This is a genomic window from Pseudomonas sp. NPDC087612, from assembly GCF_044743505.1.
Classification (GTDB): Bacteria; Pseudomonadota; Gammaproteobacteria; order Pseudomonadales; family Pseudomonadaceae; genus Aquipseudomonas.
The window spans coordinates 269,468-292,058 of record NZ_JBIUWO010000002.1 but is presented as its reverse complement, the minus strand read 5'-3'; the positions used below and the strand labels follow the sequence as shown (position 1 = coordinate 292,058).

The 22,591-nt window shown below is 62.2% G+C and carries 25 protein-coding genes; 11 read left to right on the top strand and 14 right to left on the bottom strand.

Annotation, left to right across the window (positions count from 1 at the left end; translation table 11 throughout):
* Nucleotides 1–248: 248 nt before the first annotated feature.
* Nucleotides 249–1,937 (bottom strand): long-chain-fatty-acid--CoA ligase FadD2, encoded by a 1,689-nt coding sequence (gene fadD2, locus ACIOVF_RS05000; RefSeq protein ID WP_401287961.1) that lies wholly within the window; start codon nucleotides 1,935–1,937, stop codon nucleotides 249–251.
* Nucleotides 1,938–2,146: 209 nt separating this feature from the next.
* Here fadD2 and ACIOVF_RS04995 point away from each other — a divergent pair, with 209 nt between their 5' ends.
* Together ACIOVF_RS04995 and ACIOVF_RS04990 are read left to right on the top strand one after the other, a co-directional pair.
* Nucleotides 2,147–3,091 carry an alpha/beta hydrolase gene (locus ACIOVF_RS04995; protein ID WP_045193418.1) on the top strand — a complete coding sequence of 315 codons (945 nt, stop codon included), beginning with the start codon at nucleotides 2,147–2,149 and terminating at the stop codon, nucleotides 3,089–3,091.
* A gap of 34 nt (nucleotides 3,092–3,125) precedes the next feature.
* A complete protein-coding gene (locus tag ACIOVF_RS04990) occupies nucleotides 3,126–3,596 on the top strand; it encodes a MaoC family dehydratase (protein WP_045187560.1) in 471 nt (156 codons plus the stop codon).
* 3 nt (nucleotides 3,597–3,599) lie between these two features.
* Here ACIOVF_RS04990 and ACIOVF_RS04985 read toward each other — a convergent pair whose 3' ends face one another.
* The 6 genes from ACIOVF_RS04985 to ACIOVF_RS04960 form a co-directional block, all read right to left on the bottom strand.
* Nucleotides 3,600–4,835: an RNA polymerase sigma factor gene (locus ACIOVF_RS04985; protein WP_045193420.1), complete on the bottom strand. Its 1,236-nt coding sequence runs from the start codon at nucleotides 4,833–4,835 to the stop codon at nucleotides 3,600–3,602.
* Nucleotides 4,835–5,326 (bottom strand): SRPBCC family protein, encoded by a 492-nt coding sequence (locus tag ACIOVF_RS04980; RefSeq protein WP_045193421.1) that lies wholly within the window; start codon nucleotides 5,324–5,326, stop codon nucleotides 4,835–4,837. The genes ACIOVF_RS04985 and ACIOVF_RS04980 overlap by 1 nt, the downstream gene beginning before the upstream one ends.
* Nucleotides 5,327–5,345: 19 nt before the next feature.
* Nucleotides 5,346–5,690, bottom strand: coding sequence for a YciI family protein (locus ACIOVF_RS04975; protein WP_401287956.1), 345 nt, complete (start codon nucleotides 5,688–5,690; stop codon nucleotides 5,346–5,348).
* A gap of 86 nt (nucleotides 5,691–5,776) precedes the next feature.
* Nucleotides 5,777–6,211 carry a nuclear transport factor 2 family protein gene (locus ACIOVF_RS04970; protein WP_045193423.1) on the bottom strand — a complete coding sequence of 145 codons (435 nt, stop codon included), beginning with the start codon at nucleotides 6,209–6,211 and terminating at the stop codon, nucleotides 5,777–5,779.
* Between the two features lie 315 nt (nucleotides 6,212–6,526).
* Nucleotides 6,527–7,186 (bottom strand): LysE family translocator, encoded by a 660-nt coding sequence (locus tag ACIOVF_RS04965; protein WP_045193424.1) that lies wholly within the window; start codon nucleotides 7,184–7,186, stop codon nucleotides 6,527–6,529.
* Between the two features lie 122 nt (nucleotides 7,187–7,308).
* Nucleotides 7,309–8,265 carry a threonine dehydratase gene (locus ACIOVF_RS04960; RefSeq protein ID WP_093386064.1) on the bottom strand — a complete coding sequence of 319 codons (957 nt, stop codon included), beginning with the start codon at nucleotides 8,263–8,265 and terminating at the stop codon, nucleotides 7,309–7,311.
* 87 nt (nucleotides 8,266–8,352) lie between these two features.
* Between ACIOVF_RS04960 and ACIOVF_RS04955 the strand changes: the two genes are divergently transcribed.
* The 3 genes from ACIOVF_RS04955 (at nucleotide 8,353) to ada (ending at nucleotide 11,463) form a co-directional block, all read left to right on the top strand.
* Nucleotides 8,353–9,696: a PLP-dependent aminotransferase family protein gene (locus tag ACIOVF_RS04955; protein WP_401287951.1), complete on the top strand. Its 1,344-nt coding sequence runs from the start codon at nucleotides 8,353–8,355 to the stop codon at nucleotides 9,694–9,696.
* The gene (locus tag ACIOVF_RS04950) at nucleotides 9,696–10,325 is read left to right on the top strand and encodes a DNA-3-methyladenine glycosylase (RefSeq protein WP_045193427.1); all 630 of its coding nucleotides are present in this window, start codon (nucleotides 9,696–9,698) and stop codon (nucleotides 10,323–10,325) included. The genes ACIOVF_RS04955 and ACIOVF_RS04950 overlap by 1 nt, the downstream gene beginning before the upstream one ends.
* Nucleotides 10,326–10,401: 76 nt before the next feature.
* A complete protein-coding gene (gene ada, locus ACIOVF_RS04945) occupies nucleotides 10,402–11,463 on the top strand; it encodes a bifunctional DNA-binding transcriptional regulator/O6-methylguanine-DNA methyltransferase Ada (RefSeq protein ID WP_401287948.1) in 1,062 nt (353 codons plus the stop codon).
* Nucleotides 11,464–11,469: 6 nt separating this feature from the next.
* On the opposite strand, the gene ACIOVF_RS04940 is transcribed toward ada, so the two are convergent.
* Nucleotides 11,470–12,099, bottom strand: coding sequence for a lytic polysaccharide monooxygenase auxiliary activity family 9 protein (locus ACIOVF_RS04940; RefSeq protein ID WP_045193429.1), 630 nt, complete (start codon nucleotides 12,097–12,099; stop codon nucleotides 11,470–11,472).
* A 99-nt stretch (nucleotides 12,100–12,198) separates the two neighbouring features.
* Complete coding sequence (locus tag ACIOVF_RS04935; protein ID WP_045193430.1) at nucleotides 12,199–12,456, bottom strand: DUF2790 domain-containing protein; 258 nt, start codon at nucleotides 12,454–12,456, stop codon at nucleotides 12,199–12,201.
* Nucleotides 12,457–12,741: 285 nt separating this feature from the next.
* On the opposite strand from ACIOVF_RS04935, the gene ACIOVF_RS04930 reads away from it, so the two are divergent.
* A complete protein-coding gene (locus ACIOVF_RS04930; protein ID WP_401287944.1) occupies nucleotides 12,742–13,194 on the top strand; it encodes a GNAT family N-acetyltransferase in 453 nt (150 codons plus the stop codon).
* Here the strand turns inward: ACIOVF_RS04930 and def are convergent.
* The 3 genes from def to ACIOVF_RS04915 all read right to left on the bottom strand — a co-directional run bounded on the left by def (nucleotide 13,146) and on the right by ACIOVF_RS04915 (nucleotide 15,007).
* The gene (gene def, locus ACIOVF_RS04925) at nucleotides 13,146–13,685 is read right to left on the bottom strand and encodes a peptide deformylase (protein WP_045193433.1); all 540 of its coding nucleotides are present in this window, start codon (nucleotides 13,683–13,685) and stop codon (nucleotides 13,146–13,148) included. The two genes, ACIOVF_RS04930 and def, sit on opposite strands and share 49 nt — an antisense overlap.
* Nucleotides 13,675–14,661: a YihY/virulence factor BrkB family protein gene (locus ACIOVF_RS04920; protein ID WP_093386097.1), complete on the bottom strand. Its 987-nt coding sequence runs from the start codon at nucleotides 14,659–14,661 to the stop codon at nucleotides 13,675–13,677. The genes def and ACIOVF_RS04920 overlap by 11 nt, the downstream gene beginning before the upstream one ends.
* A 166-nt stretch (nucleotides 14,662–14,827) precedes the next feature.
* Nucleotides 14,828–15,007: a CsbD family protein gene (locus ACIOVF_RS04915; protein WP_045193435.1), complete on the bottom strand. Its 180-nt coding sequence runs from the start codon at nucleotides 15,005–15,007 to the stop codon at nucleotides 14,828–14,830.
* Nucleotides 15,008–15,213: 206 nt separating this feature from the next.
* Here ACIOVF_RS04915 and ACIOVF_RS04910 point away from each other — a divergent pair, with 206 nt between their 5' ends.
* On the top strand, nucleotides 15,214–15,594 hold the full coding sequence (locus ACIOVF_RS04910; protein ID WP_038996550.1) for a hypothetical protein: 381 nt from the start codon (nucleotides 15,214–15,216) through the stop codon (nucleotides 15,592–15,594).
* Here ACIOVF_RS04910 and ACIOVF_RS04905 read toward each other — a convergent pair whose 3' ends face one another.
* Nucleotides 15,595–16,431, bottom strand: coding sequence for a S1 RNA-binding domain-containing protein (locus ACIOVF_RS04905; protein ID WP_045193436.1), 837 nt, complete (start codon nucleotides 16,429–16,431; stop codon nucleotides 15,595–15,597).
* A 145-nt stretch (nucleotides 16,432–16,576) separates the two neighbouring features.
* Here ACIOVF_RS04905 and ACIOVF_RS04900 point away from each other — a divergent pair, with 145 nt between their 5' ends.
* Entirely contained in the window at nucleotides 16,577–17,446 is an 870-nt protein-coding gene (locus ACIOVF_RS04900; RefSeq protein WP_401287938.1) for a DUF6279 family lipoprotein, read from the top strand.
* 125 nt (nucleotides 17,447–17,571) lie between these two features.
* Here the strand turns inward: ACIOVF_RS04900 and aceK are convergent, their stop codons facing one another.
* Nucleotides 17,572–19,293, bottom strand: coding sequence for a bifunctional isocitrate dehydrogenase kinase/phosphatase (gene aceK / locus ACIOVF_RS04895; RefSeq protein WP_401287935.1), 1,722 nt, complete (start codon nucleotides 19,291–19,293; stop codon nucleotides 17,572–17,574).
* Nucleotides 19,294–19,479: 186 nt separating this feature from the next.
* Here aceK and ACIOVF_RS04890 point away from each other — a divergent pair, with 186 nt between their 5' ends.
* The 3 genes from ACIOVF_RS04890 to ACIOVF_RS04880 all read left to right on the top strand — a co-directional run bounded on the left by ACIOVF_RS04890 (nucleotide 19,480) and on the right by ACIOVF_RS04880 (nucleotide 22,591).
* On the top strand, nucleotides 19,480–20,382 hold the full coding sequence (locus ACIOVF_RS04890) for a DMT family transporter (RefSeq protein ID WP_045193439.1): 903 nt from the start codon (nucleotides 19,480–19,482) through the stop codon (nucleotides 20,380–20,382).
* 334 nt (nucleotides 20,383–20,716) lie between these two features.
* The gene (locus ACIOVF_RS04885; RefSeq protein WP_045193440.1) at nucleotides 20,717–21,553 is read left to right on the top strand and encodes an ABC transporter ATP-binding protein; all 837 of its coding nucleotides are present in this window, start codon (nucleotides 20,717–20,719) and stop codon (nucleotides 21,551–21,553) included.
* Between the two features lie 39 nt (nucleotides 21,554–21,592).
* Nucleotides 21,593–22,591 (top strand): ABC transporter substrate-binding protein, encoded by a 999-nt coding sequence (locus ACIOVF_RS04880; protein ID WP_401287932.1) that lies wholly within the window; start codon nucleotides 21,593–21,595, stop codon nucleotides 22,589–22,591.

The following is a 22,591-nucleotide window of genomic DNA, read 5'->3' as shown; positions in this document are numbered from 1 at the left end:
ATTCTTCACCGCAGTCGATGCGATTATTATTGATATAAGATTACGGTTTATTGCAAACCTGATAATCAGAAGCGGGCCGAGAGTAGCAGCTTTGCCAAGGGCCGCCTAGAGCTAAAGTAGCCCGAACAGTCACGGAAATGACTCTTGATAATCACGTAGTCATTTTTAGAGTAAAAATTCTAAAGATTCAAGTTTCAAGCCACAAGCTACAAGCTGGCCGGGCTTGTAGCTTGCAGCTTCCAGTTCCCTCAGGCTATATCCCGAAGCTCCCTGCGCAGAATCTTGCCCACTGCCGTCATCGGCAGCGACTCGCGCAAGACAATATGCTTGGGCACCTTGTAGCCGGTGAAGTTGGCCTTGCAGTAAGCCTTCAGCTCTTCAAGGCTTACCCCGCCCTCGCGCGGCACCACGAACAGCTTCACCGCCTCGCCCGAACGCTCGTCGGGGATGCCGATCACCGCGCAACTGGCCACTTGCGGATGGCTCATCACCACTTCTTCGATCTCGTTGGGGTACACGTTGAAGCCCGAGACGATGATCATGTCCTTCTTGCGGTCGACGATGCGGGTAAAGCCGTCCGGATCGATCACGGCAATGTCGCCGGTCTTGAACCAGCCTTCGCTGTCCAGCGCCTCGGCCGTCGCCTCGGGGTGCTGCCAGTAACCCTTCATCACTTGCGGGCCCTTGATGCACAACTCGCCGCGCTCGCCGAAGGGCTGCTCGACACCCGCATCGTCAATCACCTTGAACGCCGTGCCCGGCACCGGAATGCCCACGGTGCCCAGGCGTGCCAGCTGGCCGTAAGGGTTGGTGCTGGCTACCGGCGAGGTCTCGGTCAGGCCGTAGCCTTCGACAATGCGGCAACCGGTGATGCTCTCCCAGCGCTCGGCGGTGGCGCTGACCAATGCGGTACCGCCGGAGTTGGTGACCTTCAGCGCCGAGAAGTCGAGGTTCTTGAACTCTGGGTGGTTCATCAGCGCGACGAACAGGGTGTTGAGCCCGAGCAGCCCGGAGAACTTCCACTTCTTCAGCTCTTTGACAAAGCCGGCGATGTCGCGCGGGTTGGTGATCAGCACGTTGTGGTTGCCGGTAACCATCATGCACATGCAGTTCGCGGTAAAGGCATAGATATGGTAGAGCGGCAGCGGCGCGATCATCACCTCCTGCCCGTCCTTGATCAGGCGCTGGCCATCGGCACCGTGCTGGGAGAAACACGCCAGCACCTGGAGCATGTTCGCCACCAGGTTGCCGTGGGTCAGCATCGCGCCCTTGGCCAGGCCCGTGGTGCCGCCGGTGTATTGCAGCACGGCGATGTCATCGAGGCCCAGCGCAACCGGCTTGAGCGCCTGGCCGCGGCCCTGGGCCAGGGCGCTCTTGAATGGCACCGCCTGCGGCAGGCGGTAGTCCGGGACCATCTTCTTGACCTTGCTGACGATGGTGTTGACCAGCCAGCCCTTGGCCGTCGGCAGCATGTCGCCCATCTTCGCCTCGATGAGGAACTCGATGCCGGTGTCGGGCAGCACTTCCTGCACCAGCTTGCCGAACATGTTCAGGTACACCAGCGCCCGGGCGCCGGAGTCCTTGAACTGGTGGCGCATTTCGCGGGCGGTGTACAGCGGGTTGGTGTTGACCACGATCAGGCCGGCGCGCAAGGCGCCGAACACCGCGATGGGGTACTGCAGCACGTTGGGCATCTGTACCGCGATGCGGTCGCCCGGCACCAGGTCGGTGTACTGCTGCAGGTAAGCGGCAAAGGCCGCAGAATAGCGTTCGAGTTCGGCGTAGCTCAGGGTTACCCCGAGGTTGCTGAACGCTGGGCGGTCAGCAAACTTCTTGCAGGAGCGTTCGAATACTTCGACCACTGACTTGTAAGCATTTATGTCAATTTGCGAAGGAACCCCTGCCGGGCGCTTGTCATTCCAGAAATCAGCTTGCATCTATTATTGTCCTCATACCTGAGCCGATCCGGCCCCCTTGCCTGCTTGGCGAAGAAGGTGCTCTGCCGACGTTAGCAGGTATGTCGCAGGTGGCAAATACGCCAAGCGCTGTCATTAACATTGTGAATCTTATTGCTGATGACCCTGCGATCCTGTCCCTGGGTTATACACTGTGCTGACTTACCGAGTTGCGCGCACAAGGACCCGCCATGCACCACGACGCGTTCTGGCTCCCGGCCAGCGATCACTGCAGCCTCTACGTTTATCAATGGCTGCCGGCCTCGCCGATCAAGGCGGTGGTGCTGCTGGCCCACGGCATGGCCGAGCACGCCGGGCGCTACCAACGCCTGGGCGAGGCCCTGAGCAATGCCGGCTATGCCCTGCTCGCCCACGACCAGCGCGGCCATGGACGCACCGCCGAACTTGGCACTTTAGGCCTGTTCGCCCGACACAATGGCTGGAACAGCGTGGTCAACGACCTGGCCCTGCTCAGCCAGCACATCGGCCAGCAGTTTCCGGGCACCCCGGTGTTCCTGTTTGGCCACAGCATGGGCAGCTACATTGCCCAGGCCTACCTGATGCACCACGGCGCCAGCCTGCAGGGCGCGATTCTCAGCGGCTCGAACTTCCAACCGCCCGCGCTGTACCGCACCGCCTGCCTGATCGCCCGCTTCGAAGCCTGGCGCCAGGGCCCGCTGGGCCATAGCGCGCTGATCGAGTGGCTGTCGTTCGGCTCGTTCAACAAGGCCTTCAAGCCCAACCGCACGGCGTTCGACTGGCTCAGCCGCGACAACGACGAAGTCGACAAGTATGCTGCCGACCCGTTGTGCGGCTTTCGCTGCAGCAACCGTTTGTGGATCGACTTGCTGATGGGCCTTGAGCAAATCAGCCAGCCACGCAACCTGACGCAGATCGATCCGAACCTGCCGATCCTGGTGATGGGCGGCGAATGTGATCCGGTCAGTGCCGGCAAGCGTCTCAAGGATCTGGCCGGTGCCTTGCGCCTGGCCGGCAATCAGCATGTGCAGTTGCAGCTCTACCCCCAGGCGCGGCATGAGCTGCTCAACGAAACCAACCGTGACGAGGTCACGGCCGCCATCATCGACTGGCTGGAGCAGGCCCTGGCCATTGGCCGCCCCGCCCGCAGCGAATGATCGGCCGACCCGCACGTCAGAAGGAAAGCCAAGCATGACCCAGGTCACCAACACCCCGTACGAAGCCCTTGAAGTCGGCCAGACCGCCAGCTTCAGCAAAACCGTCGAAGAACGTGACATCCAGCTGTTCGCGGCGATGTCCGGTGACCACAACCCGGTGCACCTGGATGCCGAGTTCGCCGCCAAGAGCATGTTCAAGGAGCGCATCGCCCACGGCATGTTCAGCGGTGCGCTGATCAGCGCCGCAGTGGCCTGCGAGCTGCCTGGCCCGGGCACCATTTACCTGGGCCAGACCATGAGCTTCCAGAAGCCGGTCAAGTTCGGCGACACCCTGACCGTGCGCCTGGAAATCCTCGAGAAACTGCCGAAGTTCAAGGTGCGCATCGCCACCCGTGTGTTCAACCAGAACGACGAACTGGTGGTCGATGGCGAGGCCGAGATCCTCGCCCCGCGCAAACAGCAGACCGTCGAGCTGGTCAGCCCGCCGCCTATCACCATCGGCTGATGCCTACAACTCGGCCAGGCGGCGCTCGATAAAGCGCCGCTCGGGGCCCTGACGGGTCAGCTCGAGGGCACTGCGATAGGCCTCGCGGGCGTGATCCAGGCGGCCCAGCTGGCGGCACAGTTCGGCGCGAGCCGAATGGGCCAGGTGATAATCCTGCAACTGGCCACGGGCCAGAATTGCCTCCACTGCCGCCAGCCCCGCCTCGGCGCCATCGCGCCGGGCCAGAGCCGCTGCGCGGTTGAGCTCGATCACCGGTGACGGCCAGCGCTGCAGCAGCACATTGTACAAACCGACGATTTCATCCCAGTCCGTTGCCTCGGCACTGGCAGCTTCAGCGTGCACGGCCGCTATCGCTGCCTGCAGGCTATACACACCAAACTGCTGACTGCGCAGAGCTTGCTGCACCAACTGGCAACCTTCAGCTATAAATGCACGGTTCCACAGGCTGCGGTCTTGCTCATCAAGCAGTACCAACTCCCCCTCGGCGTCGCTGCGCGCCTGTTGCCGCGAGGCCTGCAAAAGCATCAAGGCCAACAGCCCGAGCACCTCCGGGTCAGGCAGCAGCTGCTGGAGCAAACGCCCCAGGCGGATCGCTTCATCGCTCAGGTCGTGGCGCATCAGGCTCTCACCCGACGACGCCGAGTAGCCCTCGTTGAACACCAGGTAGATCACCCGCAATACGCTATCAAGGCGCTCCGGCAGCTCGGCCAGCGACGGCACCTGGTACGGTATGCGCGCATCGCGGATCTTGGCCTTGGCCCTTACGATGCGCTGGGCGATGGTCGCCGGGCTCTGCAAAAAGGCGCGGGCGATTTCTTCGGTGGTCAGGTCACAGACTTCGCGCAAGGTCAGCGGCACCTGGGCATCGGCGGCCAGCGCCGGGTGACAACAGGTGAAGATCAGGCGCAGGCGGTCGTCCTCCAGTTCTTCGTCATTCACCTGAACCTCCTCTTGCGCCTCCAGCGCCTGTATCAACTGCACCTGAGAACGGTCGAAGCGCGCACGTCGGCGCAGGCTGTCGATGGCCTTGAAACGCCCGGTAGACACCAGCCAGGCCCGCGGGCTTGCCGGAATGCCGTCGCGTTGCCAGCGCTCCACGGCAATGAAAAACGCCTCGTGCATGGCCTCTTCGGCCAGATCGAAGTCGCCCAACAAGCGAATCAGCGTCGCCAGGATGCGCCGCGACTCCTGACGGTAGACGGCCTCCAGTTGCGCCCGTACCTGTGCCAGCGCTGCCATCAGTCGGGCATCTGCGTGGTCACCAGCGCCACCAGGCGATCCAGGCTCTCACCCCAGCCCCGGTGAAAGCCCATCTCTTCATGGGCCTGGCAATCGGCGGCACTCCAGTGCCAGGCGCGGGCGGTGTACTGGGTCTTGCCGTGGACATCGTCAAAGGTCACCACAGCGGTCATGAACGCCTTGTTCGACGGCACCCAACCCGGACCGAAGGCATCGGTGAAGACGATCCGCGCCGGCGGCACGATCTCCAGAAACACGCCCTGGTTCGGGTATTCGCTGCCGTCCGGGGCACGCATCACCGTACGAAACAAGCCGCCGACCCACAGCTGCATTTCGCATTCCGGCGTGGTCATGCCGTTGGGCCCCCACCACTGGGCCAGCAGTTGCGGCTCGGTCCAGGCGCGAAACACCTTGCGCCGCGGCGCATCGATCAGGCGCGTCAACGACAACTCATGCTGCGCCTTGGGCGGCTCGGGGTGTAAAAGGCTCATCGTGTTGTGCTCCTTGGGTTCAGGGTTGCAACTCGCGGACCGGCCGCACCTCGACACTGCCGACTCGCGCTGCGGGAATGCCCTTGGCAATGTTCAACGCCTCGTTGAGGTCGCGGGCATCGACCAGATAGAAGCCGGCCAACTGCTCCTTGGTTTCGGCGAACGGGCCGTCGGTCAGGCTCATCTGCCCGCCGCGCATACGCACGGTGGTCGCGGTCTGCACCGGTTTGAGCGCCTCGGCGGCGAGCATCCGGCCGCTGCCCTGGACCGACTCGGCATAGGCCATGCACTCGGCGTCGGCCGGGCTTTCAGGCAGGCTGTGCAGCAGACTTTCATCACAGTAGACCAGGCACAGGTATTTCATCGTCGTCTCCACCGCTGGGGATACTATGGCGGCAGGTCGCACCGCCTTGAAAAGCGCGATTCGGCATAACCCTCGGGGTTTTCAGCTCAAGGCTTGAGCGAGAACAGCGCGGCACCGGATTCCATGTCGAAGGGTGCCGACCAATGCTCATGGATCACCTTCCACTGGCCATCGATGCGCTGGTAGCCAACGGTCGCGCGCATATAGCAGCCTTGATCCTCACCGCCTTCGCTGCTGGCCGGACCACAGCGGTTGAGCCAATGGGCCAGGGCCAGTTCCGGGGTGGCGTGGATCTGCAGTTGCTCGATTTCGAAGATCATCTCGCCGGGGCAGTGATCCATGCAGGCCTGCCAGTGGGCGCGATAGGCGGCCTTGCCCTGGAACTGCAATTGCTGGATGGCATCGAAGGCGCGAATGTTCTCGGCGTAAGGCGCGGTAATGGCCTCGACATCGCGCGCGCGTACGGCGGGAAGCCACTGCTCGATGAGTTGGCGGATTTCGTTCTCGGCGGCACTGTTCATGGTCGTGTCCTCTGTGCGATAGGGCGCCGGATGACTCGGCGCGTTCACAGATGGTCGAATGGCAGTGGTTGAAATCGACACGCTAGGGAAATGGATAACCCAGCAACCTCAATTTCGGGACTAAAAAAAGAGCCCCTTGCGGAGCTCTTGGCGTTACTGCGCAAGAAAACTGTCGCCGGAGCGCTTGGCGCGTTTGGCGGCGTGTTTTTCCTTGGCGGTTTTCAGTGGTTTTTTCTTCGTCATCTTTTTTGCATCCAGACCTTTCATCGAAGATCCTCCTGCCTGACGGCACCTGCGCACCGGTGTCCCGAATCATTATAGACCCGGGGTAGCCGCAGGCACGGCAAGGATGAACTCGCGGTAACCGGAAAGGATCACGTAGCCAGCAAAGTAACAGAAGATGCCCGCCGACAGCAGGTACGACCAGGTCAGCAGGCGGTCACCCAGCAGGCGCCCGCCATGACTGGCAATACCGCACAACGACAGGCACCAGATCAGCCCGGCGGCAAAAAAACCGCTAAGAAACAGCCCGGCCTCAAGCAGGCTGCCGCCCCCTGAACGGGAAATCAGCACCCCGCCGACCGCGGCAAACCAGAGGATGGCGCTGGGCGAGGACATGGCCAGGAAGATCCCGCGCAGGAACTCGCGCCAGCCCGATTCGATCACCATTGCGCCGGGGGTCTGCAGATGGGTGTTGCCGCGCAGCGCCGCCAGCAGCATCTTGATGGCAAACCATACCAGCAACACCGAGCCGCCCAGCCACAGCACCCAGCGCACCGTTTCAAATTGCAGCAGCACGGTCATCCCGGCCAGCGCCGCAATGGCATACAACAGGTCACCGACACAGGTACCCAGCCCCAGCCAGAAACCCTGCAAAAAACCCCGCTGCATGGCCAGGGTGATCATGGCGATATTGGCAATGCCGATATCCAGGCACAGCGACAAACTCAGCAGAAATCCGTTTGAAAAAGGCATCGACGTTCCGTAACCGCGGTTGATGGCAGGCGCTATTAAAACGGTTTTCTGCTGGGCTGTATTGGAAGAAATTGCCTTTATTCAGGCTTGTCATTTTTATCAACCGATCAACTCAGGATTTTTCAATCGCCCGCCAGCACCTGCGCATACCGCTGCCGGTCAATGTTCGCCCCGCTGAGGATCACCGCCACCCTGCGCCCCTGCTGGCGCTCGCGCTCCTGGATCAGTGCGGCAAGGCCGGCGGCGCCTGCGCCTTCGGCGGTGTTGTGGGTGTCTTCGTGGTAGATGCGCATGGCCCGGGCCACTTCTTCGTCGCTGACGCGCACGATGCGTGCGGCATGCTGGCGGATGATTTCAAAGGCTTCGGGCAACGGCATGCGGCAGGCCATGCCATCGGCGAAGGTGTTGGCCGTGGCGGTGGTGACGATGCGGCCCTGCTCCAGGCTCTGGGCAAAGGCGTCGGCGGCGCTGGACACCACGCCGACGATCTCGGTGCGCAGGCCCAGCAGGTTGCGCGCCTGGATCAACCCGCAGATGCCCGAGCCCATGCCGATCGGCACGTAGATGCAATCCAGCTCGCGTACGGCTTCCAGCAGCTCCAGCGCGTAGGTGGCGACGCCACGGATCAACTCGGGGTGAAACGGTGGAACGCTTTCGTAACCATGCAACTGGGCCAGGCGTGCGGCCTCTTCGCGGGCCTGGTCAAAGTCGGCGCCGTGCTCGATCAGTTGGGCGCCCAAAGCGCGCATCGCCGCGTTCTTTTCCAGCGAGTTGCCCTCGGGCACAACGATGATGATCGGCAGCCCGGCATTGCCCGCAGCCAGGGCCATGCTCTGGCCGTGGTTGCCACGGGTGGCGGTGACCAGGCCGCGCACCGCCGGCTTTTGTGCCCGCAGCCACTGCACATACATCAACCCGCCGCGCACCTTGAAGGCGCCGGTCGGGGCATGGTTTTCATGCTTGACCCAAACTTCGCAGCCCAGCCGCTCGGCCAGGCGCGGCCAGGCGTACTGAGGGGTGGCGGGTACGCTGGCATGAACCAGGCGGGCAGCTTCGCGCAGGGCTGGCAGGTCGAACATGGAGCACCTCGGCAGGATCGGATTTGACCTGATCCTAGTCGCCGCGCATTGTATGGGTAAATTCCTATATTGCATGGCCAACAATAAATGTGGACCCCTACCCTCTGCGACGATGCCCAGCCGCGCTACCTGGCCCTGGTCGATGCAATAGCCATTGCCATCGAACGCGGCGAGCTGAAAGTCGGCGAACGCCTGCCGCCACAACGGCGCCTGGCCTGGAACCTGGGGCTCAACCCGAGCACCACCCAGCAGGCCTACCGTGAGGCGGCGGCACGCCATTTGGTTTCGGGTGAAGTCGGCCGTGGCACCTATGTGCTGGCCGGCAGCAAGGAGGCCACGCTGTTTCGCCTCAAGCAGCGCGACGTGCAATCGAGCCTGATCGACCTGTCGACCAACGTGCCGGTGATCGAGCCGGCCAACCGCGACAGCGAAAACACTTTGCAGGCGCTGCTTGAGGAGAGGCTGGCGGCTTGCCTGGATCACTACCTGAGCGCCGAAGAGTTGCTGCGCGCTCGCGTGCACGGCGCCGCCTGGCTGGCCAACCGCGGTTTGCAATTGAACGAGCGGCAATTGCTGCTGTGCGGCGGCGCCCAGCAGGGTTTGTTCACGGTGTTGCTGTCGCTGTGCCAGCCGGGTGAAGCAGTGCTGGTCGAGGCCCTTACCGCCCCCGGCATCAAGGCCGCCTGCCGGCAATTGCGCCTTCCCTTGCATGGCATCGCCCTGGACGATCAGGGCATTGTTGCCGACGACCTCGACCGGGTCGCCAGGGCCACCGGCGCGCGGGTCATGGTCCTGACCCCGAGCCTGCACAACCCAACGGGTGCGTGCATGAGCAGCGCCCGCCAGCAGGCGATTGCCGAGGTGGTCGCGCGCCATGACCTGCTGGTGATCGAAGATGATGTCTACGGCGCGCTCACCGACCAACCACCGCTATGGCGAATGCTCGGTGAGCGCGGCCTGTTGATCAGCAGCCTGTCGAAAACTGTGGGCGCCGGCCTGCGCCTGGGCTGGATTGTGGCTGACCCGCTAGTGTTGGAACAGATTGATCCGCATGCCCAGGCCACTCACTGGCAGGTGTCGCCGCTGAACCTGCAGATCGCCTGCCGCTGGATCGCCGATGGCACCGCTCAAAGGCGCCTGGCCTGGCAGCGCGAGGAAATCACCCAGCGCTGGCGCCTGGCGTGCAAGGTGCTCAGTGGCCACCTGCTTAACACCCGCCAGCCGTCGCCGCACATCTGGGTCAAGGCCGGGCTCAGCGCCGCGCGCTTGGTCGAGGCCTGCCGGGCCCATGGCGTGGCGGTGGTGCCAGGCGAGGTGTTCGCGGTAAAACAGCATGAGCTGGCGGCAATCCGTATCAGCCTGTCGGCCGCTGGCAGCCGCGCCGAACTCAAGCAGGCGCTGGAACAAGTGGCCAAGGCACTGGAGGCCTGATGAGCACGCACGCGTTCTATACCGAGGCACAAACCTGCCTCGCCGCACTCGACCCACAGTGGGCTGCGCACATCGAGGCGATTGGCCCGTGCCTGCACCAGCCCAAACCCACCCGTGACCCGTATCAGGCACTGGTGCGGGCTATCGCCTATCAGCAACTGCATGCCAAGGCCGGCGATGCGATCCTCGCGCGCTTTCTGGCGCTCTACCCGGGAAGCGCCTTTCCCAGCCCCGAGCAGGTGCTGGCGACCACCCCGGAGCAATTGCGCGCCTGCGGCTTTTCAGCGAGTAAACTGGCAACCATCCAGGGCATCGCCCAGGCGCGCCTCGACGGCCTGGTGCCGGACTATCAGCAGGCTCTGATGCTTGAAGACGAGGCACTGATCGAACGCCTGGTGAGCCTGCGTGGCGTGGGCCGCTGGACCGTCGAGATGTTGCTGATCTACACCCTGGAGCGCATGGACATCCTGCCGGCCGACGACTTCGGCGTGCGCGAGGGCTACCGCCGCTTGCAGGGCCTGCAAGGGCAACCGACACGTCGGCAGATGATCGACCTGGGCAAGCACTGGAGCCCCTACCGGACCGTGGCCGCCTGGTACCTGTGGCGAGTGCCGGCCACTCGAGTTTGAACGCAAGACCCGGAGTTTTTCCGCAGCGCCAAAGCCGTAGCCTGAACCCATCGATCAACGCCAGGAGCACCCCGTCATGAGTACAGGCAAACCACGGATCAGCGAATCCGACCCACGCTGGCAGGCCATCCTGGCCCGCGACCCGGCCGCTGACCAGGCCTTCGTCTATGCCGTGCGCACCACCGGCGTGTACTGCCGGGCGAGCAGTAGCTCGCGCCTGCCGCGCATCGACAACGTCGAATTTTTCGACAGCGCCGAACAGGCCGAAGCCGCCGGGTACCGGCCAAGCAAGCGCCGCGGCGCCGACCAGACCCACGTTGCCGAACAGCACCGGGCCCAGGTCACCCGCGCCTGCGCTTTGATCGAAAACGCCGACCCGGCGCCGAGCCTGAACCAGCTGGCCGAGCAATTGAACCTGAGCCCTTTCCACTTTCACCGGGTGTTCAAGGCCGTGACCGGGCTGACGCCCAAGGCCTATGCCTCGGCCCACCGCGCGCGCAAGGTCCGCACGCAGTTGCAGCAATCGGCAACGGTCACCGACGCCCTCTACGAGGCCGGGTTCAATTCCAACAGCCGCTTCTACGAATCGAGCAACGCGCGCCTGGGCATGACCCCGGGGGCCTATCGCGACGGCGGCGCCAACACCGACATCCGCTTTGCCATCGGCCAGTGCTCCTTGGGGGCAATTCTGGTGGCGCAGAGTGAACGGGGGATTTGCGCAATACTGCTCGGTGACGATCCGCAGGCGCTGCTCAATGACCTGCAGGACAAATTCCCCAAGGCCAACCTGATCGGCGGCGACGCCGGGTTCGAAACCCTGGTGGCCAGGGTCGTGGGCTTTATCGAAGCGCCGGGCATCGGCCTGGACCTGCCGCTGGACCTGCGCGGCACGGCGTTCCAGGAGCGAGTCTGGCAGGCGCTGCGGGCGATCCCGGCTGGCAGTACAGCCAGTTATGCCGAGATCGCTCAGCGCATCGGCTCTCCCAGGGCGGTGCGCGCGGTGGCCCAGGCTTGCGCGGCCAATGCCCTGGCTGTGGCCATCCCGTGTCACCGGGTGGTGCGCAGCGACGGCAACCTCTCGGGTTACCGCTGGGGCGTGGAGCGCAAGCGTGAGCTGCTGGCGCGCGAGAGCCAGTGAGGCGGGTTACTGGAAGTTGACGTCGAAAGCCTGGTAAAAGGCGTTGCCGGTGTCAGCGACCAGCCACAGCAGCACGATTACGTGATGGCCTTTTTTGTTGGCCGGTAGCTTGACCTCGTGCTCGACCTTGGCCACGAGTTTGTCCGTATGGGCCCAGCGCGGCACATAGGGATAAATGTCATCGGCAAAGGGCGTGGTTTCAAGTTGCGCGCGGGTGATGCGCTTACTCTCGTCCCAGCCATCCTTGGTAATAAACCAGCGATAACCGCGGGTGAGGTGTGGCGCCGTATAAGTCCACTCGACTTTTAAGGTTTGCCCTGGTGTCACGTTCAGCAATGGCCATTTAAATTCATGGCCGAGCTTGGCGCTCATTTCAGCATTGGTAAAGTTGACACAATCACGCTTATCCTGCCGACCGCCACTGAGGATATAGCCGTCTGCCGGGGGTACTGTACTTTGTACATCGTCTTGATAAGGCGCAGGTACGGGGCCGGCGACCGTGTCTGGAAAGTTCTTGCCGCCTTCCATTTCATTGACTTCGGACACCCCCAACAACTTCAGCTCAATCGCCGTGGAACCGCGACTGGCAGGGGTAATCACTCGACCGTGACGCAGAATCTTTTCAGGGCTGTTCATTGCAATCACTCCATGTGAGATAAGAAAACCTGTCCACCCTGGACCCGTTTGACCCTAGCTCAAGCCCTGCAATGCGCAACCCAGAGGCGCCGAACGGTATCAGCCGTTGCTGCAGCCGTCGCCCATGGCGCGGTATTCGATGATGTGGCGCTGACCTTGGTGGTCTTCGTAGGTCATGGTTGCCGGTACCACTTCACAGACATTGGGAATGGTCGACAGGCTGATGACCTTGGCGATATCCAGGTTGGTGCTGTAGTCGTACTGCTCGACAACCGGTTGCGCCGCGGCGGTATTGATTTCATCCGCCAGGGCGAACGAAGAAACAGCAACCAGGGCAACTGCAATTAAACGTTTCATGATAATAGGCCTGCAAAGCAATCAAACTAATCGATTGACTTCATTTGCCAATAAGGGCGCGGAGAAGTTGTTACATCAAGCGATGGGACATAACACGAAGACCCGACCCCACTACAACTTATTCTGTGGGATGTGGTTAGTTTACAAGGTACTTCAGGCCGTTAAATCACGAAGCCGGACAATCACTGTTACCACTTGTGCAACAATAACCCCGAGGCACGCCCCTCGACATTGATTGACTTGCGGTGTAAAAGCCCGGGGTAGAGCCATTGCCAGATCAAACCTGTGACCCGTTTACGCTACTGCCCATTGCTTGCGCCCGAGCGGCCCTTGCTGAATAAATTCTATCGAAACCACGGCTCGCCCATGCGCGCAGCGGCCCAGGGTCGACTTTGGGTGGCCCGGACCGAGGAAATCGTCGCCGCCTTGTGCCTGAGTGAAGTGCCCGGCGGCCATTGGCTGACCGGCTTGTTCGTTGCCCCCGCCTGGCGCGGCCAACAGCTCGCCGGGCGCTTGATCGACGCGGCGCTGGCTGAGTTGCAAGGCAATATCTGGCTGTTCTGTCACCCGGACCTGGCAAGCTTCTACGCCCACCAGGCCTTCACCAGCACCGACGCCCTGCCTGCGCCACTGGCCGAGCGCCTGCAGCGCTACCAGCAAAGCAAGCCGCTGCTGGCGATGGTGCGGGTTCAGTCGTCGCTGGCCGGGTCCAGCCCAGGGAACAGCACCTCGGTATAACCAAAGCGGCTGAAGTCGTGAATGCGCGAGGGGTATAGGCGGCCGATCAGGTGATCGCATTCATGCTGCACCACCCGCGCATGAAAGCCTTCGGCGTTGCGCACGATGGGCTGGCCCTGGGGGTCGATGCCTTCGTAGCGAATCCGCTGGTAGCGTGGCACCACGCCCCTCAGGCCCGGCACCGACAGGCAGCCTTCCCAGCCGTCCTCGACCTCGGTGCCCAAGGGCGTGATCAGCGGGTTGAGCAAAATGGTTCGCGGCACCGCCTCGGCATCCGGGTAGCGCTCGCTGCGCTCGAAGCCGAAGATCACCAGTTGCAGGTCGATGCCGATCTGCGGCGCGGCCAGGCCAACGCCACCGACATGCTCCATGGTTTCGAACATGTCGGCGATCAGCCGCTCAAGCTCGGCGCTGCCGATCATGTGCGCCGGCACCGGCGGGGCGATGCGCAACAAGCGCTCATCTCCCATTTTCAGGATGTCATGAATCATGCTGGCTTCGACTCAGGGGTTCGCTGGCAGGCGTGGTTTCATGATCGAGGGAGTGATCACGGCCCAGCCCGGATACATGCTTTTTATCATGCTCAGGGGCCACGCCATCAAAGTCTTTTTCGCCAGGGTCCTTGCCTTCCTCGGACATATGCTCGATCACCGCGTTCATCTCCGCGCCCAGTAGCAGTACGGCAGCAGAAATGTAGAAGTACAACAGCAGGACAATGATCGCACCGATACTGCCGTACATGGCGTTGTAGTCGGCGAAGGTCTTGACGTAATAACCAAAGCCCAACGAGGCGATGATCCACACCACCACCGCCAGTACCGAACCCGGGGTAATGAAGCGAAACTTCTGCTTCACATCGGGCATTACGTAATAGATCAGCGCCACCGCGACCATCATCAGAATGATGATCGCCGGCCAGCGCAGCACCGTCCACAAGGTGACGATGAACTCCTGCATGCCGATTTGCGCGGCAATCCATTCCATCACCTGCGGCCCCAGCACCATCAGCGCGGCGGCCGCCAGAAGCATGCCGGCGATACCGACGGTGTAGATCACCGACAGCGGAATGCGCTTCCACACCGGGCGCCCTTCGACCACATCATATGCGGCGTTCATGGCGCTCATCATCAGCCGCACGCCGGCTGAAGCGGTCCACAGGGCAATGACGATACCCACCGAGAGCAAGCCGCCCTTGGACTGCTGCAACTGGTCGATCACCGGGTTGACCTGCTCCAGCGCCTGGGGCGGCAACACCAGTTCCGACTGCAGGCGCAGCCAGGAGAAGAAGTCGGGCAAATGCAGGAAACCGATCAGGGCGATCAAAAACAGCAGGAAGGGAAACAGCGAGAACAGCATCTGGTAGGCCAGCGCCGAGGCATAGGTGGACATCTCGTCATCGAGAAATTCCTTGACCGTGCGCACCAGCACACGGTGCAACGGCAAGCCGCGCAGGTCGGGAAAAATCATAGCGTCTCCTTTCGCCGCTCGAGGTTCATGGGCGGGCTCCTCACACACTCATCTGACAGGTACGTCCTGAAGTCTAATCGACGATCGCCTCAAAGTTGCGATTGATTGCTGCAGATAGCACAACGGCCACCCGAGGATGGCCGTCGTCCCGCCCTGCTCACAGGGTTCAAGGCTTCTTCACGGCATCCTTGACCTTGCCGACCACTTGCTGGGCTTCGCCTTTGCGCTCCTGCAGTTCGCCTTCGGCGCGCAGACGATCATTGTCGGTCACTTTGCCGACACCTTGCTTGATGTTGCCAACAGCTTCATTGGCCATGCCTTTGACTTTATCTTTAGTGCCACTCATGGGAGTTCTCCTGAAGGGGAAATAACACGCTGTCAGAGTCGACAGTCTGTGGACCCGTGGCCGCTTGCGAGAGTTTCAATTATTTTCGGCGGCCGCCTGTCGAGCGCGCAGGGGCAATAGAGAGGCCAGCGAGCAACGTCGCTTTATGTTTCATCGCGTTGCCAGCACAATAAGCGACCTTTCAAGCGTCACCCGTAGGAACCTGCATGAAACTCGACAAACCCACCGCAATCGCCCGCCGCAACCAGGAACTGGAACGCCCCGTGCTCAACAGCGACAACACCCTGTTTGCCGTGCTCGACACCAAGCGCAGCCTGTGGTGGTTCGATGTGCCGGTGAAACTGCTGCGCAAGGGCCAGCCCGACTGGGTCAACCTGCTGCTGCACACCCCCGAAACCGACGAGCTGCAGCATTTGAAGGTGCCGGTGAACTACCTGCAGGCCCATCAGGAAAAAATGGAAGTGCGCCACCCGGGCAAGCGTCGCTCGACCATCAGCCTGGCGCTGAGCGCCGATCGCGACTCGCTGCTCAAAGACCTGCGCCCAGGCGGTGAGAACCTGAGTTTCGCAGGCTTCAAGCAGGTCTGATCAGGCCAGTTCGATGCGGTCGGCGTGGATGACGATGCGGCCATCCTTGTACAAGGCACCGATGGCCTTCTTGAAATTGCCCTTGCTGACCCCGAACAGATCGCTGATCAACTGCGGGTCGCTCTTGTCGCTGACCGGCAGCACGCCATTGGCGTCCTTGAGCTTGGCGAGGATCTTGTCGTGCAGGCTGTTGGCCAGGTCCTGGCCGATGGGCTGCAGGCTCAGGGCAATCTTGCCATCGCTGCGCAGCTCTTTGATGTAGCCCTTCTCCTGCTTGCCCGAACGCAGGAACTTGAACACCTCGTTCTTGTGAATCAGGCCCCAGTGCTTGTTGTTGATGATCGCCTTGAAGCCCATCGGGGTTTCTTCAACCACCAGCAAATCAACCTCCTGGCCGACCTTATAGTTGGCCGGCACCTTGTCCAGGTAGCGGTCCAGGCGCGCGGTTGCAGTGATGCGGCGGGTGCGCTTGTCGAGGTAGGCATGCACCACGCAGTACTCGCCGGCCTTCATCTGGCGCTTTTCTTCGGAGTACGGCATCAGCAGGTCTTTGGGCAGGCCCCAATCGAGGAAGATGCCGATGCTGTTGATTTCCTTGACCTTGAGGCTGGCGAAGTCGCCGACCTGCAACTTGGTCTTTTCCGTGGTGGCGATCAGCTTGTCTTCGCTGTCGAGGTAGATGAAGACGTTCAGCCAGTCCTCGACCTCGGTGGGCGTGTCCTTGGGGATGTAACGGTTGGGCAGCAGGATTTCGCCGTCCGCCCCGCCGTCCAGGTACAGACCGAAGTCTGTGTGCTTGACCACTTGCAAAGTGTTGTAACGCCCAACTAAAGCCATTTCCGGAAATCCTCGTTGCGAGCGGGGCATTCTACACCTCACGCGGCGATTGCGCCCGGTCGCCGATGACGGCCTGTCAGCAAAATGAACCGCACAGGCTTGCCCTGTTCTATAAAGACAAGCAAGCCTTCGCAAGGATTCGCTCATGTACGCCTGCCTGTCCAAGTACCTGCGCACCGTTCTGTTGCTGGTGATATCGGCCTTGCTGGTGGTCGCCTGCAACCGCATCGACCTGGCCTACCGCAACCTCGACATGCTGGTGCCCTGGTCGCTCAACGACTACCTGAGCATGAATCGCCAGCAAAAAACCTGGCTCAATGAACGGCTCAAGCAGCAACTGGCCTGGCATTGCCGCACGCAACTGCCCGGCTACCTGACCTGGATCGACGACATTCAGGCGATGGTCGCCCGCAATGCGATAACCGACCAGCAGTTGCAGGTACGCACTGAAGAAGCCCGGCAGGCGATTGCCAAGGTCGCCGACCAGATCACTCCGTCGGCCGCCGAACTGTTGCGCAGCATGGATGACGAGCAAGTGCGGGAAATGCGCGAAGCCTTTGCTGACGACATTCGCGAACGCCAGGCCAAATACGTCAATACCCCACTGGCGCGGCAGATCGAACGCCGCGCCGAGCGTATGGAAAAACGCTTGAGCACCTGGCTCGGCGAGCTCAGCCCGCAGCAAAAACTTCGAGTCATGACCTGGTCCCAGGGCCTGGGCGAGCAGAACCGCCAGTGGATCGCCAACCGCGCCCATTGGCAGGCACAGTTCAGCGCGGCGCTGGACCAGCGCCACAGCGACAGCTTCGAGCCACGCCTGGAGATCCTCTTGAAAAAGCGCGAAAGCCTGTGGACCCCTGAGTACCGGATCGCCTTCCAGCGCACCGAGCAGGAGGCGCGGCGCTTGCTGGTGGATGTGATGGCGCAGAGCAGCGAACAACAGCGCCAGCACCTGGAGCAGAAGCTTGCGCAGGTGCGCCAGAGTTTCAGTGAGTTGAAGTGCTTGAAGGGGTAGCGGCCGCATTCAACGGTAGGAGCGGGCTTGACCCGCGATGAGGCCAGTACAGCCAGCAAACCAGGAGTTGCCTGGCATACGACCGCTACGCGCTCGATCGCGGGTCAAGCCCGCTCCCACAGTGTTCAGCCCTCCCGGCACTTGCGCCGGTACGGGAACACATCGATCACTTTGCCGCCGCGGATCGCCGCCTGCAGGCTCTTCCAGTAGTCGGCGTCGTACAACTCGCCGTGCAGCTGGTTGAACAACCGGCGCTGGCCGCTATCGGCGAACAGAAACGGTGGAAACTCCTCGGGGAACACGTCCAGCGGGCCGATCGAGTACCAGGGCTCTGAGGCCATTTCATCCTCTGGCGTGCGCGGCGGCGGGATATAGCGGAAGTTGACCTCGGTCAGAAAGCAGATTTCGTCGTAGTCGTAGAACACCACCCGCCCGTGCCGGGTAACGCCAAAGTTCTTCAGCAGCATGTCACCGGGGAAGATGTTCGCCGCCGCCAGTTGCTTGATGGCCAGGCCGTAGTCTTCCAGGGCCTCGCGTACCTGGGCGTCGTTGGCGTTTTCCAGGTAGAGGTTGAGCGGGGTCATGCGCCGCTCGGTCCAGCAGTGGCGGATCAGCACGGTGTCGCCGTGCACTTCAACGGTGGACGGCGCCACTTCCAGCAGTTCGGCCAGGCACTCGGGCTCGAACTTGCTCAAGGGGAAACGAAAATCGGAGAACTCCTGGGTATCGGCCATGCGCCCGACGCGGTCGACGCTTTTTACCAGCCGGTACTTTTCAATCACCGTGGCGCGGTCAACGTTCTTCGACGGCGAGAAGCGGTCCTTGATGATCTTGAATACGGTGTTGAAGCCCGGCAGGGTAAACACGCTCATGACCATGCCACGCACGCCCGGGGCCATGATGAAGCGGTCATCGGTGCCGGCCAGGTGGTTGATCAGCGCCCGGTAGAACTCCGACTTGCCGTGCTTGTAAAAGCCGATCGAGGTGTACAGCTCGGCGATGTGCTTGCCCGGCAGGATGCGCTTGAGAAAGCCGACGAACTCGGCCGGCACCGGTACATCGACCATGAAATAGGAGCGGGTGAAGGAGAAGATGATCGACACCTCGGCTTCGTCGGTGATCAGCGCGTCGACCTCGACGCCGTGGCCCTCGCGGTGCAGCAGCGGGATCACCAGCGGCCATTGCTCGTCCTGGGTGTACAGGCGCCCGACCAGGTAGGCGCCCTTGTTGCGGTACAACACCGAGGAAAACAGCTCGACGGCCAGGGCCGGGTCTTTGCAGACCCAGTCCGGCAGGTTCTCGCGCAGTTGCCCCTCGAGGCGTGCCAAGTCGCCGGCAAGGTCCGCGTAGGGCACATCGAAACGGTAGTCGGCAAACACCTGCGCCAGCAATGCGCTCAAGCCGCTTTGTGGCCGATAGGTGCGGGTTTGCGCTGCCCGCTCGTGGCTGCGCAGCGAGGGCCGGGTGGTGTGGATGAACATGCAGCCATCGCTGATCAGGTCATGGCTGAACAGGCTGCAGAAGATCGAGTTGTACCAGGTCTCGGACAGTTCATCGTCCAGGCGCGGGTCGATCAGGCCTATATAAGCACTTTTGACCAGCGGCCACAGCGCGACGTCGAGCAGCACCTCGCCCTCGAAGCCCTGGCGCAGCCAGCCGCTGACCTCGCTGACTTTTTCCTCATACAGATTGATGCGCGCCGCCGAGGCGCTCTGGGTCTGTTGCCACTGGGCCTGCTCGAAGCGCTCGCGGGCGCCGTCGGTGATCTGGCGAAAATGCTCGCGGTAATCGTCGAAGCCATCGAGGATCATCCGGGCGATATCGGCGGCCGGCCATTGCTGGGGCATACGTCAGACCTCTGCGGGAATGTCAAAGCCTGAGCTTAGCCAGTCGCCACGGGCAGGGAAAGCCTGTTGGCGCGGCTGTATCGGCCAAACTCGCCGGGTGCTGAATTCAATCGCAAGAAAGGGAGAGAGCGCAGGCTGCGATGTAACGTAAACTCGCGCCCTGCCCCAAAGGACCCGGAGAGCCCCATGAGCCCCATCGCCATATCCCGCCTGTTGATTCTTGCTGCTGTCTGGGGGGCGAGCTTTCTGTTCATGCGCATCATTGCGCCGGTGCTCGGCACCCTGCCGACGGCGTTTTTCCGCGTCTCCATCGCCTGCCTCGGCCTGCTGGTGATTCTCGCCCTGCTGCGGGTGCGCTGGGACTTCAATGGCAAGCTCAAGGCCTGCCTGGTGCTGGGCATGATCAACTCGGGGATACCCGCCACCCTTTATTCAGTGGCCGCCCAGGTGCTGCCGGCCGGCTACTCGGCGATCTTCAATGCCACCACGCCGCTGATGGGCGTGCTGATTGGCGCGTTGTTGTTCCGTGAACCGCTGACCCTGGCCAAGCTCAGCGGTATCTTTCTCGGCCTGTTCGGGGTTGGCATTCTCAGTGGCGCGGGGCCGGTGGCGTTCGACGCCAAGCTGCTGCAAGGTGCCCTCTCGTGCCTGGCGGCGACCGCGTGCTACGGCCTGGCCGGTTTTCTCGCCCGGCGCTGGCTGGACCAGCAAGGCGGCCTCGACAGTCGCCTGTCGGCGCTGGGCAGCATGATGGGCGCGACCTTGCTGCTGTTACCGTTGTTCGGCTACAGCGTGCTGACCCAGCCACCGGCAAGCTGGGGTGGCTGGCAGGTGTGGGCGTCGTTGCTGGGCCTGGGGCTGGTGTGCACCGCCTTTGCCTACATCCTGTATTTCCGCCTGATCAGCGAGATCGGCCCGGTCAAATCCAGCACCGTGACCTTCATGATCCCGGCCTTCGGTGTGCTGTGGGGCGCCTGGCTGCTGGACGAGCCACTGTCGATGGCGCACCTGTATGGCGGGCTGTTGATTGCCGTGGCGTTGTGGCTGGTGCTCAAGCCTGCGGCGGCTGCCAAGCCGGTTCGCGCCTGACCGGTTAATGCTGTTTCCTGTGGGAGCTGCCAAGCCAGCTTCCACAGTTTCTGGTTTCACCCCTGAAACCAGCCCTTCACTCGCGTTACCGAGAAAAGCCTCTTTTCATTGCACCCGCCATTGCCACGCGCAGTTGTTGTGCAATTTCGTGCCATATAGAAAACCTTGTTTCATATATAAAACAAACAAGTTTTCCTGATAATCCAATAACTCACTAATAAATAAGCACTTTTCAAATAAAACAGGGCCAATACACATTTGGCATTGTTCATGCACTAAACCGCGTATCACCTATAAAACAGACCAGAGAGCTTCCCCAATGGCTGTGAAAGAGATGTACGCAATCCCCTCTCAATGGAATACGCCGCACTCCAAGGAAGACCTGGAGCCGACCGAAATCGAATTTCGCAATGTCGGTAAATGCTTCCCGGCCAAGGGCAAGGCCGAGGCGCCCTTTGCCATTCGCGAGGTGAACTTCAAGATCCGCCGCGGCGAGGTGGTGTCGATCATCGGCCCGTCCGGTTGCGGCAAAAGCACCATCCTCAACATGGGCTCGGGCCTCTACCGCCCCAGCGAAGGCGAAGTTTTCGTCGGTGGCGAAGCGGTGGTCGGGCCGGTGCGCAAGGTCGCCTTCATGCTGCAGAAGGACCTTTTGATGCCCTGGCGCAGCATCCGCCGCAACGTCGAGCTGGGCCTGGAAATCCAGGGCATGCCCGCCGCCAAGCGCCAGCCGATTGCCGAAGATCTGCTCAATCGCTGCCACCTGCAAGGCTTTGCCGACCACTACCCGTTCCAGCTGTCGGGCGGCATGCGCCAGCGCGCCGCCCTGGCCCGGACCCTGGCCATCGACCCGCAGGTGCTGTTCCTCGACGAGCCGTTCTCGGCCCTCGATGCGCAGACCAAGATGATCCTGCAACAGGACCTGGCGCGGATGCTGTTCGAAGAAAAGAAAACCGCGCTGTTCATCACCCATGACCTGGTCGAGGCGATTGCCATGTCCGACCGTCTGCTGGTGATGAGCGCCCGCCCCGGCACCATCATCGAAGAAATCACTGTCGACCTGCCGTTTCGCGACAACCCGCTGGAGCGCCGCAAGCTGCCGGAAATCGGCCCGCTGGCCGGGCGCCTGATGGAACTGCTGAAAGTCGGCGAAGACACCGAACTGCATTGATCAACGGCCACCGGCCCATCAACCGATTCAGGAGTACGCATGTTCAAGTCCCTGCAACGCCTGGCACAGACTTCAGTCATCGCCCTGGGCCTTGGCCTGGCGCTCAGCGCCCAGGCAGAGCCGACCAAGGTCACCTACCTGCTGCCCGCGCCGCCCAACTCGCCGGCTTTTGCGCCGTGGATCATCGCCAAGGAAAAGGGCTACTACCGTGCCAGGGACCTGGACCTGACCTTCATCGCCGCCAAGGGCGGAGTCGATGTCGCCAAGCAGATCGGTGCCGGCAACGCCATGCTCGGCGGCGCCATCGGTGACACCCCGATCGTGGTCCGCGCCAACGGCATTCCAGTGCGTGCGGTGGCGGTGCTCGGTGCCGGCGGGGTGACCATGATCGCCACCAACGCCGGCGAGAACATCCAGTCGATCAAGGACCTCAAGGGCAAGACCCTGACCGTGATGTCCTACTCCGACACCACCTACTACGCCCTGCTCGCCTCGCTGCGCAAGGCTGGCCTGAGCAAGACCGACGTCGATATCCAGGCCGCCGGCCCCTCGGGGGTGTGGCAGCTGTTTTCAGCCAACAAGGCCCAGGCCATGGCCGGGGTGCCGGACTGGGTGGTGAATGCCGAAGAGGCCGGGCTGAAGATCAGCCTGATCCCGCAGAGCGAAATCTTCGAGAGCATGGCCCAGGCGATCCTCGCCTCGGATGAGGCCATCAAGAACCAGCCGCAGGTGGTCGGCGGCGTGGTCCAGGCCACCCTGCAGGGCATGCGCGACATCATCCAGGACCCGAAGGCCGCCGCCGCCACCTTCGCCAAGGCCGTGCCGGCCTACGCCGGCAAGGAAGCGGCGCTGGAGAAAACCTTGCGCCTGTATGTCGAGCACGTCTACGCCAACCAGACCGTGCTCGGGCGCATCGACCCGGCGCGCCTGGACGCAGTGCGCAAGTTCTACGTCAGCGAAGGCATCGTCGCCAAGGAACCCAAGCTCGACGAGCTCTACAGCAACCAGTTCATCGAAACCACCACGGCCGCGCAATAA